The sequence below is a fragment of the Caldisericota bacterium genome, assembly GCA_034717215.1.
In the GTDB taxonomy this organism is placed as follows: Bacteria; Caldisericota; Caldisericia; order Caldisericales; family Caldisericaceae; genus UBA646.
Window position 1 is genome coordinate 19753 of record JAYELD010000089.1, and the last position, 15790, is coordinate 35542.

The window sequence follows — 15790 nt, forward strand, 5'->3', positions numbered from 1 at the left end:
AAAAGATGAAAAAGATTAAAAACATACCAAAATTTGACAGACCTAGAGAAAAATTACAGAAGAAAGGTGCTCAAGCGCTTTCAAATCTTGAGCTGATGGCCGCTCTACTTGGGAAAGGTGTAAAGGGGAGAGGTGTATTCCGGGTAGCAAGGGATGTATTGAAGGCAGTCGAGAATAATTTTGATAACTTAACAGTTGAAAAGTTGGAAAAAATAGATGGGATAGGTTTAGCTAAGGCCTGTCAGGTATTATCTGCTATCGAGCTTTCAAAAAGGTTGTTGATAAAAGATGGTGTAAAAATCAAAACCGCTAAAGACATTGTAAAATTAGTAGAAGAATTAAAGGAAAGAAAACAAGAATATTTTCTTACATTTACATTGGATGGTGCAGGCAATTTGATACAGAAGAGGACGGTATTCATCGGAACACTGAATCAAAGTCTTGTCCATCCAAGGGAAGTTTTTGCAGATGCCATAACAGACAGAGCAGCAAGTATTATTTTTGTACACAACCACCCTTCAGGAAATCTTACTCCGAGCAGAGAAGATAAGCTAATAACAGAAAGATTAATAGAAACTGGTGATATTGTTGGGATTAATGTTCTTGACCATATTATCGTAAGCAAAAATGGGCATTTTAGTTTTAAAGCAGAAGGAATTCTTGAAAAGGAAAATGACGATACGCGATGATTCATATTTTTTAATAAATAGAGCGGGATTTTAGTTTTAGAGAGATTTTTGAAGCGTAAGAATAACCAAGGAGACCAAATTTTAAAGTTAGATCTAAGTTGATATTGAGGGGAGGAAGATATGCTTAAAGATTTAGTAAGCAAAAATAGGAGTTATCGTAGATTTTACCAGGAAATTTCAGTAAAGCGAGAGACTTTGGGAGAGCTTGTTGATCTTGCAAGGCTTTCTCCATCTGCGCGAAATGTTCAGCCGTTGAAATATATTCTTTCTTGCAATCCTGAAAAAAACGCTTTAATATTTCCATTTCTTGCCTGGGCTGGATATCTTAAAGATTGGGTAGGACCAAAAGAAGGCGAGAGACCGTCTGCGTATATTGTTATTCTTGGAGATACTGAATTGAGCAAATTCTTTGCGTGGGATTTGGGAATAGCGGCTCAGAGCATCCTTTTAGGTGCTACTGAAAAGGGACTGGGGGGATGCATGATTGCTTCGATAAATAAAGATAATTTGCGTAAAGCTCTAAATGTGCCGGTTCGATTTGAAATACTTCTTGTTATTGGTCTTGGAAAACCTAAAGAAACTGTGGTGATTGAACCTGTTGGCCCGGATGGAGACATTAAATACTGGAACGATAGGGAAGAAGTACACCATGTGCCAAAGCGTTCACTATCCGAACTTATAATTGGTTAACCGAAATAAAAAGGAGGTAGATATAGTGACTTTAAAGGAAAAATTGATTGAAGTCAGCAAAAATTTTCCTGCTGAATTTAAAGAGCAGAGGGATGGGTCTCTTATTCTTCAGTTTGTTGTTGCCGAAAGGAAAGTGTTTCTCTCAAAGAAAAAACTGACATACAGGTGCAGGGCAAGAGTTAATGATGTGGAAAAAGTAGTAACATTCTTTGAAATACTGCGCGAATCAAGTGTAGGGCTTTCTGGTGGATCCGGCATGGGATTCAAAAAAGAAACCTACGGACTTAAAGGAAAGGAAAGAGAAGGTAATATAGAGGAACAATCAAGATTGTTTGGCAAGGATTATAAGTATTCTTTTGACTATAAAAAGATAAGAGAAACTATAAAGAACGAAGCTGAAAAGGCCGGTTATTCTTTTTCGGTGCATCTTTTGGAGCATTAGTTTAAAAAATAAGATGAATTTTATGTGGTAATATTGCAAGAATCTTAAATTGATGGAAAAAATTTTGGCGAGCTGTTTGTCTTGTGTATTATAATTTACCGAAGGAGAGGAAAAAATACTATGAATGATGATAAAATGCCGTCCCATCGTAGAGTAAACAGCAGAGGACAACACAAAAATTACCCAAATGAAACAATGAAGTTACTTTTTAAGAGGGCAAGCTGCAGGAATTTTTCGAAGAAAAAAATTCCTTATGATGTTTTGCAATATATTCTTGAAGCGGGAATTCATTCTCCTACGGGTGGTAATTTACAACCTTATTCTATTATAAAAGTGGAGAACAGTGAGACAAAGCAAAAATTAGCTGAGCTTTGCGGAAAGCAAAATTTTATATCTGTAGCTCCTGTAGATTTGCTATTTTGTATTGATTGGCATCGTATTGAAAGATGGTCCAAGATTGAAGTAGCCCCATTTACTGCTACTAGTTCTTTTCGCCATTTTTGGATATCTTTTCAGGATACAATTATTTGTGCACAAAATATTTGTACTGCAGCAGATTCATTAGGGTTAGGCTCAGTTTATGTTGGCACTGTTCTTGAATGTTTTCTCAAGATTAAGGAGCTGTTTCAGCTACCAAAGGGTGTATTTCCAGTTGTATTGCTTTCACTCGGATATCCTAAGAGCAGAGCTCTTCCTAGGCGAAAACTTGGTGTAGATGTGATTGTCCACAATGAAAGATACTATGAAATAGCAGACCAAAAACTCGTAGATGTTTTTAACGAAAAATATTATGGTTTGAAAATGAAAATAACCGAGGAACGACTTGAAGCAATTGCAAGTGTTGCTATAGAAGTTCATGGCAAAGGGTTTGCCAAAAAGTGTATAGAGCAGATTAAAAAAAATGGATATATAAATTGGGCGCAGCGATATTTTGCCCTTCATTATCCTGCTAATTATATGCCGAAAGGCAACGATGCCTACATGAAATTAATGGAAGAGTTTGGATTCAATTGGTTTAAGAAATATTATCCACTTGAAGATAAAGAAAAATAATTGCAAAAACTTCCTTATTGTTTTAGTTACTTTATTTTAATAACTGAAATTACTACATATCTTTCTTGCAATACGGAACTTTTTTGCGAGTTGTCTGTCTAAAAGAAAAGGAGGTATTGAATATGAGAAGAAAGATAATTAGTATCTACAAAATAAGGTTTGCCATTGTAGTACTTATTGTGGGTATGATGTTGATTAGTGGGTGTAGCAAGCAGCCAGCGTCCGATCAAGAGCCATCTGCGCTGAAGACGGAGCCTATTGATTTGTCTAATATACAAACAGAAAAATTAAGTTTTGCGAAACACTACTTTTTGGAGCCCCTTGATATAGTAGTGCAAGTTCCTCAGTACAATTTACCGCTTGAGACAAACAGAATTTCAAACTTTAATAGCTTTTTATCAGAGATTGCATTAAGCAACGAAGCGCTTACAAAATTGCAAGCGAATGGTTTTGTTGTTATTGACAATCCATTTAACCCAGGCGAAGAAGACATTATAGAGCCATATAAGAACTTAAAAGAGATAGAAATGCCTATTTTTATTACATCTGATTCTTTGCTACATCTTTACCATATTCAGTTTGATGAAACTTTAAGACAGATAGAAGAACGAGAATTTTACGGCGATATATGGAATATCAGCAAAATTTTACTGGAAGATTCGATTGAGAAATATAAGAACTCTACAGGAGATCTGAAGGAAGCATCGAGGAGAAGCATTGCGTATTTTGCAGTTGGTCTTGAGCTTTTAAGGCCAAAGGTAGACCAGATTAAAAAAGATAAGGAGGGTATGCAAGATGACGCATTTTTTACTCCTGAAGAAGGAAAAGAATATACTTTTACAGTTCCTGATTTCGTAAAAGGAGATGTTGAGAAGGAATTAAAATTAATAGCAAAGCACGAAGGATTCTATGAATCTCCGATTTTTGTTTACAATGAAGATTATTCGCAGTACGTGCCAAGAGGGCATTACACGCGATCAGAAAAATTGAAGAATTATTTTAAGGCATTTATGTGGTATGGAAGGATAAGTATGATACTTAAAGGAAGTCCGGATATACCTCCCGGGGAAACGGATCAGAATGACAAAAAAGGTTTTATCTCTGCTTATGATGCTAAAATTCAAACAATGCAGGCCTGTCTTATTGCATCAATGTTTGCTGAAAATAAAGAGGTAAAAGATAAATGGGATAGGATTTATTCGGTAACAGCCTTTTATGTTGGGTTGTCGGATGATCTGGGTCCTTATGAGTATCTTGAGGCAATGAACGATGTGTTTGGCGATAAATTTGATCCAAATGAACTAAATGATGAAAATATCATGGAACTTAAAACGAAACTGGCAGAGTATAGGACTCCTGAAATTTATGGCGGAACCGGGATGCAATATGTGAGTGCTGCTGGTGGTCCTGATGAAGTTCTGGCGAATACCCAGGGTTTCAGATTAATGGGTCAAAGATTTATCCCGGATTCTTATATGTTTCAGAACCTTGTTTTTGGATATGTCACTAAGTATCTTGGCAATGAAGAACCTTTTACAATGGTTTTTATTGATGGTGTTGGCCCTGCCAGAGGATTTCCAAAAGGGCTGGATGTGATGTCCTTACTTGGGTCAAAGAGGGCGATGGAAATTTTACAAGAAGGCGACGATACAAATTATGAAGGTTATGCAGAACAGTACACAAAACTGAAAGAGGAATTTGATGGTTTTACTGCAGAGGAGTGGAATAAAAATCTTTATTGGTCCTGGCTTTATGCACTAAAACCTCTATTGCAGGAGTACGGGAATGGTTATCCGACGTTTATGCAGACAAAAGCATGGCAGGATAAAGAGCTATCTACCTGCCTCTCTTCGTGGGCAGAGTTGCGGCATGATACTATTCTTTATGCAAAGCAGAGCTATACTATGTTTGAAAAGTCTATTGCCCCTCTCCCACCTGAGAAGCCCGTTATTGGCTATGTTGAGCCGGTGCCGGAATTCTATAACAGGCTATTAACTTTAACAAGGATGACGAATAAAGGTTTAAGTGACATGAACGTTCTGGACAGTTCTGCGAAATACCGCCTGGAAAACCTGGAGAAGATACTTGAAAGGTTAAGAATTATATCTGCGAAGGAATTAGAGAACAAAAAATTAACCGAAGAAGATTACGAGTTTATCAAAAATTTTGACGAGGAATTAAACGGAGTTATACAGGATGTTGATGATAAAGCCAAGAAAACAACTATTGTTGCAGATGTCCATACAGATGGTAACACAGGACAGGTTCTGGAAGAAGGGAGTGGTTACGTTAAGCTAATTATTGTTGCATACAAAGTTCCCGATGGTAGGATTCTTGTTGGTGCAGGGCCGATAATGAGCTATTATGAATTTAAGCATCCAATGGAAAATAGATTGACAGATGAAGAGTGGAGGGAGATGTTAAATTCTAATCCTCCAGAAAATCCGGGATGGATTTCTAATTTTTCAGATTAACAGCAAATTAACTAATAAAGCATGTTTATCGAGTGTCACACTGGTGCCTGGCACCAGTGTGACACTTTAGAAACCGGTTTTTATATAAGTTTGTTGACACTAAAAAAAATAGCTTGTATGATAAAACATTGCAAAACAAAACCGAAAATTTTTGCAAGAGCGAATGAAACTGCAAGTGCACAGGATATGCTCAAATATATCGTTACATTGAGATGATGTTTTATTAGACTTTTAAGACAGATATATGTTGTGCATATGGGGGTAATAAATGTATGTTCAACGATATTATGATGTAAGAGAATTTATTCAAAATGTTGAAACTTTTCTTGAAAGAAATGAAGTAGCCAACAACTTGCTATTAGGAATTCTCTTTAGGCTTAGAAAAGAGTTAAAATTGACTGAGCAAAAATCTGAGCCATTCTTTGCCTTGGTTAAACACAGGCAAGATATTATATTTGTAATGTTAATGACTCCACCTCACAATATGATTATTTACGGGGAAGGGAATAATTTGGATGCAGCAATAGATCAGTCTATTTTATTTTTGCAAAAAGAAGAAATTTTGGTTCCAGGGGTTATCGGTCCACGCGAGATGGCAACAAAATTTGCATTTTCATGGGCTCAAGCAACAGGCCATATGTCGATTATCAAAATGGAGCAGATGATATACAGACTGGATGAAGTTAATGAAATTGAGCTGAGTTCCGGGAGGTTAATTCTTGCGACGCAAAAAGATATTGACCTTGTGGGAAACTGGATATTCGAATTCTCCAAGGTTACCTCGGAAACAGTGAGTCTTGCTGAAGCACGAAGAAAAGCAGAATTTGCCATTAAAGAATCTTATGTATTTTTATGGGAAGACAAAATTCCCGTATCTATGGCTTTGAAAGCCAGGCCTACAAAAAACGGAATTACCGTAAGCACTGTTTATACACCTCTGCAGTTTCAAAATAAAGGATATGCCACATCCTGTGTTGTTTCATTGAGCAAGTTATTGCTCAGCGAGGGTTACAAATTCTGCAGCCTTTATACGGATCTTTCAAATCCTATATCTAACAGCATTTACAGAAAAATAGGATATTATCCAATAGAATCTTCGATTGTTTATAGCTTTCAAGTTTCACATACTCAAAATAAGTTCTATGACATACAATAAAGCATACTTGGTTGTGCTCAACATTTTTGTTCAACAACTTTGAATATTGAATATATAATACAGTAGAGCGTTCTTTCCAAAATGATTACTTTGTGTACCTGGTGTAACTTAATTATTTTCTATTTTGACAAAGTGAATATAGTGCTATCATTAAAAAGTATAAAAAATCTTTGAAGGGAGGAGTCATGGCTAAAATAATTGGTTATTGCGGGATTATTTGTAGTGAATGTCCGGCATTTGAGGCAACTCAGGCAGATAACGACAATAAAAGAGTTGAAGTTGCCAAACGGTGGTCTGAGGAATTTAAGGCAGAGATCAAACCCGAATACATTAACTGCGATGGGTGTATGTCGGAAAGTGGGCGACATTTTAACTATTGCATGGAGTGTGAAATTCGGAAATGCTGCAAGGAGCGGCAGCTTGTCAATTGTGCTTATTGCAATGAATATCCTTGTGAAACGCTAAGTGAATTTTTTGAATCGGCACCTGATGCAAAGGTGACACTTGATAACATTAAGGATGACATTAATACTATTTAGTATTTGGCGATAATATGGTTAACTGTTATAATTCTAAGAAAACCGGTTATTAACAAAACAGCTTTTAGAAGAGGTGACCGGAAAAAAATAAATTTTTAAGAAGGTAGGGAAAAATGCAATATCGTAGACTTGGCAGATGTGGCGTAAAGGTGTCAGTTCTTGGTTTTGGGTGTATGCGTTTTCCAACGGTAGGGGGTGACAACGCGCAAATAGATGAACCTCAGGCCACTGAGATGTTGAGATATGCTATAGATAATGGAGTTAATTATATCGATACAGCATATCTTTATCATGGAGGGAAAAGCGAAAGTTTTGTAGGTAGAGCACTACAAAACGGATATAGAGAGAGAGCATATTTGGCAACAAAAATGCCTGTGTGGCTTGTAGAAAAGTATGAAGATTTTGATCGCTTTTTCAATGAACAACTTGAGAGGCTTCAAACGGATCATATTGATTTTTACTTAATGCACGCTCTTAATAAAGAGCGGTGGGAAAAGATTGTTAATTTAGATGTTATTAAGTGGATTGAGGTAGAAAAAGCAAAAGGGAGAATTAGGCATATTGGCTTTTCTTTTCATGATTCTTTTGATTCTTTTGTAAAAATCATAGATGATTATGATAGGTGGGAGTTTTGCCAGGTGCAGTATAATTATATGAACGAGGAATTTCAGGCTGGCAATAGAGGATTAAAGTATGCATTTTCAAAAGGAGTAGGGGTAATTGTTATGGAACCTGTTCTTGGAGGTGACCTTGAAAATCCTCCTGAAATAATTAATAGCATCTGGAATGAGGCAAGAACCAAAAGAACTCCAACAGAATGGGCACTTCAATGGGTGTGGAATAAACCTGAAGTTTCTATCGTGCTTAGCGGTATGAAAAGTGTACAGCAGGTGATAGAAAATCTTGAAAGTGCTGACTTAGCACGGGTTGATAAATTTACGCAAGAGGAATTGGATATAATTGCACGTGTACGGGATAAATATCGGGAAATACAGCCGATTCTGTGCTCTGACTGTGGATACTGTATGCCATGCCCTTATGGAGTAGATATCCCTCACAATTTTATACTTTATAATATAGGGAAGATGTATAATAAGATGCCGCGTATTAAACAATGGTTTGCCTTAATGAAAGAGAACGGGAGCAGTGCTGTATCGTGTATTCAGTGCGGGCAGTGCGAAGAAAAATGCCCTCAAGATATAAAAATTATGGAGTGGTTGGCTACCATAGCCAAAGAGCTTAAGTAAATGAATCTATAAGTTATTTATAGCTTTTTCTATTCTTTTTAGCCCTTCTTTTAATATACTTCTGGGACAGGCAATATTAATTCTTTCAAATCCTGATCCGCTTGGGCCAAATAGGTACCCATCGTCAAGTCCAACTTTAGCTTTTTGTCTTAAGAATGCGCTGAGTTTCTCATTGTTCATACCTAATTTTCGAAAATCCAACCATACAAGGTATGTTCCTTCAGGTTTTGCTACTTTAACCTGTGGAATTTTTTCTTCGAAATATTTCATAAGAAATTCCAGGTTCCCCCTTAAGTAATCAAGCAATTGAGAAAGCCACTCGTCGCCATTCCGATATGCCGCTTCAAGTGCTACCAGACCTAAAGCATTTGGGTCTAATGTGATTCCTTCTTTTGCGATGTTGAATTTATTGCGCAGATCCTCATTTGGTATGATGATTGATGATGCTTCAAGTCCTGCTAAATTAAATGTTTTACTGGGAGCCATGCAGGTAATAGAATGTTGCTCAAACTCTTTTGAAATTGTTGCAAACGGTGTATGAGTTGAATTTGTAAGCAGTAGCTCGCAATGTATTTCATCAGAGATTACAATGGCGTCGTGTTTTAAGACAATTTCTCCTGCTTTTTTTAACTCTTTTTTGCTCCACACCCTGCCGACAGGGTTATGAGGATTGCAGAGTATCATCATTCTTGCACGGGGTGGCGAAGGTATCATTTCGGGACGAGGTGCAAACTTTTTTTCAAGATCTTCAAAGTTCATTTCATAATGAGTGTTGACTAATTTTAATTGATTGTTTGAAACATTGCATCCGTTATCTTTTATTGCGTCCCAAAAAGGGTAGTAAACAGGGCCTTGAAGTATTACATCATCTCCTGGGTGTGTAAAGGCCTTGATTGCGCTGTATATTGCGGGGATAACACCTGGAGTAAATACGATCCACTCTGGTTCTATCTTCCAATTGTATTTTTGCTCTACACGATCGACAACTGCTTTTATGAGTGAATCCCAGGGCATTGTGTAACCAAAAATTCCGTGATCAATTCTTTTTTTTAATGCATCAATAATTGGTTTTGCAATAGGAAAATCCATGTCTGCAACCCACATAGGAAGGACAGCATCACTTCCAAATATAAGTTCTGTGGTGTCCCATTTCCAGGAACCGGTATTTTTTCTATCAATGATTTTGTCAAAATTGTATTTCATTTTGCCCTCCATACTTTTAGCAGATTGAGATTTTTTGTTATATTAATCATTTTAGCATTATAGATAACTTTTTCAATTATCTCTGGGAGTAGTTTTTCTATTGCCGTTTTGTTTTATAATGAAACACGAGAATATATTATTGGCGGTGAAATGGATTCGGGGAGGGGAAAATTCGATATGCTAATAGAAATTATAACAGGACGAGTTCGTCGGTATTTGCTTGGAGCAGAGCAAGAATTCGTATTCAAACACATAGACAGTATTGATCTTCCCGGGATAGACAAAATCGATTTGTATATTCATATTCCGTTTTGTAAAAATATGTGTCCTTACTGTCCTTACAATAAAGTAAAATACGATAAAAAATTGGTAAAACCGTATGTAAATGCTATGCTTAACGAAATTGAACAGTATTATAAGCGATTGGGAAAAATTGAAATATCTTCCATATACATAGGTGGCGGTACTCCGACAAACCTTATTGATGAGCTGAGAGTAATCTTAAAAAAAATAAAAGAATGCTTTATTTTGACAGGCGATATTGCTATCGAAACTAATCCGGACGATATAAATGAAGAGGTGATAAATAAATTAAAAAAGTATGGTGTAACTCTTTTGAGTCTCGGGGTGCAGAGTTTTAATGATAAGTGTCTTGCTTTTCTTGGGAGAAGCTACAGAGAAAACATCTTGCCCCAAGCGGCAACACTTGCTCTCTCATCTCATTTTGAATTAGTTAACTTCGATTTGATGTTTGCCTTACCAGGACAAAACATTAGTGATGTGATTAATGATCTTAGAAAATCATTTAGTTTAGGTGTAGACCAGGTTACTCTTTATCCTTTATTTACCTTTCCATATTCTATTGCAGGGGAATATTTGAAACTAAAAAGAATTAAAATGCCAAATATATTTACGAGAAGGAAGATGTATAGTGCAATACATCAGTTCTGTCTTGATAGCGGCTTTCAACGTGTATCTGTCTGGGGTTTTAAAAAAGGCAATGCTCCACGTTATTCTTCTGTTACAAGAGGGTGTTATATTGGTATTGGTGCCGGAGCTGGTTCGTTTGTTTCAAATGCCTTTTACTTCAATACATTTTCTATTGAAGAATATATAAAAACACTTTCCAGCAGGAAATTGCCAGTAGCATTGAAGATGGATGTAGGTAAGAAATTATCCAGATATTATTGGCTGTACTGGCGATTATATGATACGTATATTCCCAAAAAACATTTGAAAGAATTATTTGGTGAAGGGGACAATAAAGTTTCCCGACTTATATGGGTGTTTAAAGTTTTGGGATTGTGCAGAGAAGAAACAAATCAATTTTCTTTGACAGAGAGAGGGGCTTTTTGGCTGCATCTTATGCAGAACTATTTTGTTTTAAACTACATTAATAAGGTCTGGTCTGTTGCAATGAGGGAGGCATGGCCTGACAGGATTGAAATATAAAAAGACTCATCCTCCATAATTTTTACAGAATGAGTCTTTTTTAGGCGTGTAGCAAATAAAAGATTATTCTCTGCTGTATGGTTTTCCAACAGATGCAGGAAATTCTATCTGTTTTTTAAATATCATCATGATAATGAGAACCGAAATAAATGGAAGCATAAGAAAGAATTGATAAGGAATGTTGGCGGATATTAATTCTAATTGGAATGCTATAACTTCAATACCTGCGAATAAAAATCCCCCTAATATTGCTCTCTGTGGTTTCCAGCTTGCAAATATTGCAATTCCTATTGCCATAAATCCTCTACCTGCCGAAATATCCGGAGAGTATGTACCCGTTATTGCGATTGGAAGGTATGCTCCTGCAACACCTATTAAAGCTGAACCAATAATTGTTGCAAGGTATCTTCTTCTTTTTACGTTTACTCCAACAACATCAGCTGCTTTTGGATTTTCTCCAATTGCCCTTGTTTCAAGACCAACTTTGGTTTTATAATAAAACCAATATGCAATAATAACTGCAAAATACATAAAGTAAACGACAACATCCTGATTTAAAATACCTGAAATAATAGGGATTTTAGACAAGAAAGGTATAATTACAGTTGGGACATGTGGAGCTTGAGGAGCAGACAATCTTACTCCAACAATAATTTTATACAGTAAGTCAGAAAGCCCGGAACCAAAGATGACAAGAATTATGCCAAGTATAAATTGATTAACCTTAAATGTTTCGTGAACAAACGCCAGTATAAAGCCAAATGCTGCACCTATAAGGGCTCCTGTAATAAATCCTATTAGCCAACTGCCTGTAAGATAGGCAGTTACAAATCCAGTAGATGCTGAAGCAAGCAGAATACCTTCAGCAGAAACATTAAAGATTCCTGTCCTTCCTCCAAGTATAATTCCAAGGCTTGTCAGTGTATAAACCGTTGCGTAAACAAGAGTGTGCGATATAAAAGAGGTTATAAATGTCATTATTTACCTCCTTTTGCTTCAAATTTTTTTCTTATAATAACAATGAATAAGACAATTAATGCCTGGCTAAGAAATACCATTTCTACTGGGATTTGCATAGTTCTTTGAAGTGCATCAGCACCAACTAAAAGCACTGCCATAAAAAAGGCTGCTATTGGAACACCTGTTGGGCTTCCTGCGACTACTAAGCTGGTTAAAATTCCGAATACTCCATACTGAGCTCCACTTGTTTTAGCAAAGCCTTCTATAAGTTTTCCATGGATATTCATTACTTCAAGTGCTCCTCCTAATCCTGCAAGGGCTCCTCCTAGAAGGAAAGTGAGCATAATTGTTCTCTGAAAATTTATCCCATAAGTTTGCGATGAATGTAAATTATATCCTACTGAGGTAATTTCATATCCAAGTTTTGTCTTTTTTAGTAGTATATATACGAAAATTATTGCAAGTATAGCCAAAATGATAGAATATGGTATTCCATGAAAAAAACCAAGTGTTGCAGAACTTGACAGTGGTCTTGTAATGGGGTGCCCTTCCAGCGGGTCCTTAAACGCTGGAGAGGTGGCAATAAAATTTACGAATAGGACTGCGACGAAATTAAGCATAATAGTTGAAATAATCGGATTTACATCGTACTTAGCTTTTAAAAAACCTGCAAACCATCCCCATAGACCTCCTGCTAAAATTCCAACAACTACCAGCAGAGGAATCATTATGAAGGCCGGCAAGCCAAAGTTTCCAATTAATAATCCTACTGCCGCGACAGCAGTTCCTCCGAAAAGCATCTGTCCCCATGCGCCTATATTAAAGAATTTAATCATAAAAGGTATAGTAAAAGCATATGTTGTAAAAATGAGAGGGATTGTCTTTTTTATTGTCTCCTGAAATCCGAAAGCAGATTTAAAAGACGTGGTTATAAGAGTTTTTAATGCATCTGGAACACTAAAGCCAAGGAGAGCGATAATGATGGAGATAAAGCCAAAAGCAATAAAAAGCGCTAGTCCATAGACAGACAAGCTCCTCAGGAGTTTTGTTCCGAGATCTTTTTGAATTATGTTTTTCTTTTTCATTTTTTGTATACCTAACCCCCTATCATTAACAGGCCAATTTTATATTTATCAAATTCGCTTCTTTGGAAAATGCCCCTAAGCTCTCCATTGTGCAGAACAGCTATTCTATCGCTTATTATCATCAATTCATCTAGATCTTCATTTATACAGAGAACAGCTCCGCCATTATTTCTGGTTTCAACAAGCTTATTAAATATAAATTCCACTGTTAAAACATCAAGCCCGGAAGTAGGATTATGTGTTATGAGTAAATCAGTTGGGCTAACAAATGCTCTTCCCATAATTACCTTTTGAATATTGCCACCAGATAAGCGCCTGATTGCAAGCTCTTCGCTAGGCGTAGACACATTGTAATCTTTAATTGTTTTCCTTGCTGCTTTTGTCGCTTCGTCCCAATCGATAAAAAGATTTTTTTTAAAAAATCTTTTTTCTGTATGATGGCCAAGCAGTACATTTTCTTTTATGCTTCCGTCATTAAGAATTCCTTCTTTGATTCTATCTTCCGGAGTATAAGCCACTCCTTTATTAAAAACAGAAAGTGTTGATAAACGTTTGATGCTTTCCCCGTTTACAAAGATATCTCCATTACTTAAGAGGGAAGGATCTATCATAATGCTAGCAAGTTCTTTTTCACCATTTCCAGAGACAGAGGCAACACCAAGTATTTCTCCTCCATAGACATCAAACGAGATGTTTTTTAATCCCTTGCTTTTTTCTTTGCCTTTTACTTCAATGTTTTTTACTGTACATACGGGTTTTTTGCTTCTTTTGATGGTAGGCAACTCTACTTTAGGTAATGCACTTTCTGTAACTTTGATATCTTTTTCCATGAACATAAGCTTTACCAGTTTTTCTTTAGTCATTTGTTCTTTGTTTATTGTATCTTGAACTTTTCCTCTCCTGAGTACAGTAACTGAGTCGCAAGATTCCATTATCTCTTTTATTTTATGAGTTATAAAGATTACCGTTACTCCTTTTTTTACAAGGGTTCTTAAGGATTTAAGTAATTGTCTAAATTCACTTTCCACAAGAGATGTTGTCGGTTCATCTAAAATGAGAAGTTTTGCTCCTTTATGTAATGATCTTATAATTTCTATTTTTTGTTTTACTCCTGCTGGGAGCTTTTTTGTTTTTATATCAAGAGGAAAAGTTAATCCAAGTTCTTTCATTATTTTTTTAACTTTTTCTTGTTCTTCTTTAATTGGTAGTTTAAATTTGTCTTCTGGTGTACCGAGGATGATATTTTCAACTGCATTAAATTCTGGAACCAATGTAGAAATTTGATGAACCATTCCTATCCCAAGCTTTATTGAATCAAAGGGTGATTTAATTTTAACTTTTTTATTATCTATGTAAATTTCCCCTTTATCGGGAGAATAAAGGCCATATAAAATGTTCATTAGGGTTGATTTTCCAGCACCGTTTTCTCCGAGAAGACCGTGAATTTTTCCCTTTTCCGCTGTAAAGGTGACATTATCCAGTGCGACAACTTCTCCGAAAGTTTTTAGTACATTTTTTAGTTCAACGAGGTTTTTATTTTCCATTTCGTTTCCTTTAATTTTTTAAGGGCTCCCTTTTGGGAGCCCTTAAAAATAAATTGATTTACTCTTATGGGAGAACCTCTGCGAGATTCTTTACAATATCAATTTTACCTGCTTCGACATCATCTGCTATCTGTTGTATTCTTGCCTGGATTTCTTCTGATACATTGCTGATCGGGAATTGAGCATATCTTGCTTTCCCTTTGCCATAATCTAAGTTAATGAAGCCACCTTTTTCTCCGTCCAGTATTTTACCTACAATTCCCTCTATTGGAACAGTGAAATCAAAGAGGTCTGACGTGAGATAATTATCAGGAGCTTGAACTTTCTTGTCAGTATATTTTGTAGTTATATAGACTAGTTTATCTGCTTCTTTAACAGCATTATAAAGCCCATAATTTCCAAGATTTACACCACTTATGATTACATCAACATCTTTTGATATAAAACCTTCTGCTGCCTGTCTTGTTTTTAGTGGATCATTGAAATCTCCTACATAAAGATATTCAAGCGTAGCGTCTGAACCTACATCACGAATTCCTTGCCTTGCTGCATTGATTTCGCCACGAGTGAAGGGAAGCTCAAGCCCTCCAAGATAACCAATGTTTCCTGTCTCAGTTTTTAAACCCGCTAAAGAACCAAGTATATAAAATCCAGTGTAAAAGTTTCTATCCATATACCAGAAGTTAGCTTTCTTTTCTGCTGGTTCGTCATCAACTTCTATAATAAAGGTGACATCTGGATAGTCATCCCCTATTTTTAGTGCTGCTCCATTAAACTGAGCTCCATGTACCCATATGATGTTGTATCCTTCATTTACATATTCTTTCATTACTCTTTCTGCATCAGGTACTGCAACTTTTTCAGAATAAGCTATTTTTATATCATACTTGTTTCCAGTTTCTTGCAGCGCTACGTATCCAATAGCGTTGTAATCTGCATCCTGAGTTGAGCCCGGGAAAAGCGCGGCTAACTTAAATTCAGGCGTTTCTGCCTCTTCTTTTGGCGCGCAACCTACAGAAAAGCTTAAAATTCCAATCAGCACGACCAAAAGTAGTACTGTTAATTTTTTCATGTAATCCTCCTTAAAAGTTTGTTTTTTTTGAAAATAAAAATATCAACTGCTCTTCACCTCCTTTTTTAAGTTATTTTTAAAAAGTAAAATCTTTTAAAAAAGTTTTTGAACTATGAATAAAATCAGTATAATAAAAATATGTTTTTTTTCAAATTATAAAATTAAAAACTTTTATCAAGGAGGT

14 protein-coding genes are annotated in these 15790 nt (G+C 36.1%); 9 read left to right on the plus strand and 5 right to left on the minus strand.

Annotated elements, in window-relative coordinates; all coding sequences use genetic code 11:
• Nucleotides 1–5: 5 nt before the first annotated feature.
• The 8 genes from radC (at nt 6) to U9Q18_03830 (ending at nt 8290) form a co-directional block, all read left to right on the plus strand.
• Nucleotides 6–689, plus strand: coding sequence for a DNA repair protein RadC (gene radC / locus U9Q18_03795; GenBank protein MEA3313477.1), 684 nt, complete (start codon nt 6–8; stop codon nt 687–689).
• Between the two features lie 120 nt (nt 690–809).
• Entirely contained in the window at nt 810–1379 is a 570-nt protein-coding gene (locus tag U9Q18_03800; protein ID MEA3313478.1) for a nitroreductase family protein, read from the plus strand.
• Between the two features lie 25 nt (nt 1380–1404).
• Complete coding sequence (locus U9Q18_03805; protein MEA3313479.1) at nt 1405–1821, plus strand: ribonucleoside-triphosphate reductase; 417 nt, start codon at nt 1405–1407, stop codon at nt 1819–1821.
• A gap of 120 nt (nt 1822–1941) precedes the next feature.
• Nucleotides 1942–2874, plus strand: a complete 933-nt coding sequence (locus tag U9Q18_03810) for a nitroreductase family protein (GenBank protein ID MEA3313480.1) — start codon at nt 1942–1944, stop codon at nt 2872–2874.
• A gap of 122 nt (nt 2875–2996) precedes the next feature.
• Nucleotides 2997–5348, plus strand: coding sequence for a DUF3160 domain-containing protein (locus tag U9Q18_03815; protein MEA3313481.1), 2352 nt, complete (start codon nt 2997–2999; stop codon nt 5346–5348).
• A gap of 268 nt (nt 5349–5616) precedes the next feature.
• On the plus strand, nt 5617–6504 hold the full coding sequence (locus U9Q18_03820) for a GNAT family N-acetyltransferase (protein ID MEA3313482.1): 888 nt from the start codon (nt 5617–5619) through the stop codon (nt 6502–6504).
• A 185-nt stretch (nt 6505–6689) separates the two neighbouring features.
• Entirely contained in the window at nt 6690–7043 is a 354-nt protein-coding gene (locus tag U9Q18_03825; protein ID MEA3313483.1) for a DUF3795 domain-containing protein, read from the plus strand.
• Between the two features lie 113 nt (nt 7044–7156).
• Nucleotides 7157–8290, plus strand: a complete 1134-nt coding sequence (locus U9Q18_03830; protein MEA3313484.1) for an aldo/keto reductase — start codon at nt 7157–7159, stop codon at nt 8288–8290.
• Between the two features lie 6 nt (nt 8291–8296).
• Here the strand turns inward: U9Q18_03830 and U9Q18_03835 are convergent, their stop codons facing one another.
• Nucleotides 8297–9493, minus strand: coding sequence for a MalY/PatB family protein (locus U9Q18_03835; protein MEA3313485.1), 1197 nt, complete (start codon nt 9491–9493; stop codon nt 8297–8299).
• 177 nt (nt 9494–9670) lie between these two features.
• Here U9Q18_03835 and U9Q18_03840 point away from each other — a divergent pair, with 177 nt between their 5' ends.
• On the plus strand, nt 9671–10945 hold the full coding sequence (locus tag U9Q18_03840) for a coproporphyrinogen-III oxidase family protein (GenBank protein ID MEA3313486.1): 1275 nt from the start codon (nt 9671–9673) through the stop codon (nt 10943–10945).
• 63 nt (nt 10946–11008) lie between these two features.
• On the opposite strand, the gene U9Q18_03845 is transcribed toward U9Q18_03840, so the two are convergent.
• The 4 genes from U9Q18_03845 to U9Q18_03860 all read right to left on the minus strand — a co-directional run bounded on the left by U9Q18_03845 (nt 11009) and on the right by U9Q18_03860 (nt 15606).
• Complete coding sequence (locus tag U9Q18_03845) at nt 11009–11923, minus strand: ABC transporter permease (protein ID MEA3313487.1); 915 nt, start codon at nt 11921–11923, stop codon at nt 11009–11011.
• Complete coding sequence (locus U9Q18_03850; protein ID MEA3313488.1) at nt 11923–12990, minus strand: ABC transporter permease; 1068 nt, start codon at nt 12988–12990, stop codon at nt 11923–11925. Before U9Q18_03850 ends, U9Q18_03845 begins: the two co-directional genes overlap by 1 nt.
• A gap of 11 nt (nt 12991–13001) precedes the next feature.
• Entirely contained in the window at nt 13002–14534 is a 1533-nt protein-coding gene (locus U9Q18_03855) for an ABC transporter ATP-binding protein (GenBank protein MEA3313489.1), read from the minus strand.
• Nucleotides 14535–14598: 64 nt separating this feature from the next.
• Nucleotides 14599–15606 carry a BMP family protein gene (locus U9Q18_03860; protein ID MEA3313490.1) on the minus strand — a complete coding sequence of 336 codons (1008 nt, stop codon included), beginning with the start codon at nt 15604–15606 and terminating at the stop codon, nt 14599–14601.
• Between the last annotated feature and the right edge of the window lie 184 nt (nt 15607–15790).

What these genes read in the sequence shown, in the direction of transcription:
- U9Q18_03855 (MEA3313489.1), bottom strand. Translation starts at nt 14,534, where the DNA reads ATGGAAAATAAAAACCTCGTTGAACTAAAAAATGTACTAAAAACTTTC.
- U9Q18_03825 (MEA3313483.1), top strand. Translation starts at nt 6,690, where the DNA reads ATGGCTAAAATAATTGGTTATTGCGGGATTATTTGTAGTGAATGTCCG.
- U9Q18_03860 (MEA3313490.1), bottom strand. Translation starts at nt 15,606, where the DNA reads ATGAAAAAATTAACAGTACTACTTTTGGTCGTGCTGATTGGAATTTTA.
- U9Q18_03800 (MEA3313478.1), top strand. Translation starts at nt 810, where the DNA reads ATGCTTAAAGATTTAGTAAGCAAAAATAGGAGTTATCGTAGATTTTAC.
- U9Q18_03845 (MEA3313487.1), bottom strand. Translation starts at nt 11,923, where the DNA reads ATGACATTTATAACCTCTTTTATATCGCACACTCTTGTTTACGCAACG.
- radC (MEA3313477.1), top strand. Translation starts at nt 6, where the DNA reads ATGAAAAAGATTAAAAACATACCAAAATTTGACAGACCTAGAGAAAAA.
- U9Q18_03820 (MEA3313482.1), top strand. Translation starts at nt 5,617, where the DNA reads ATGTATGTTCAACGATATTATGATGTAAGAGAATTTATTCAAAATGTT.
- U9Q18_03835 (MEA3313485.1), bottom strand. Translation starts at nt 9,493, where the DNA reads ATGAAATACAATTTTGACAAAATCATTGATAGAAAAAATACCGGTTCC.
- U9Q18_03850 (MEA3313488.1), bottom strand. Translation starts at nt 12,990, where the DNA reads ATGAAAAAGAAAAACATAATTCAAAAAGATCTCGGAACAAAACTCCTG.
- U9Q18_03810 (MEA3313480.1), top strand. Translation starts at nt 1,942, where the DNA reads ATGAATGATGATAAAATGCCGTCCCATCGTAGAGTAAACAGCAGAGGA.
- U9Q18_03815 (MEA3313481.1), top strand. Translation starts at nt 2,997, where the DNA reads ATGAGAAGAAAGATAATTAGTATCTACAAAATAAGGTTTGCCATTGTA.
- U9Q18_03830 (MEA3313484.1), top strand. Translation starts at nt 7,157, where the DNA reads ATGCAATATCGTAGACTTGGCAGATGTGGCGTAAAGGTGTCAGTTCTT.
- U9Q18_03840 (MEA3313486.1), top strand. Translation starts at nt 9,671, where the DNA reads ATGCTAATAGAAATTATAACAGGACGAGTTCGTCGGTATTTGCTTGGA.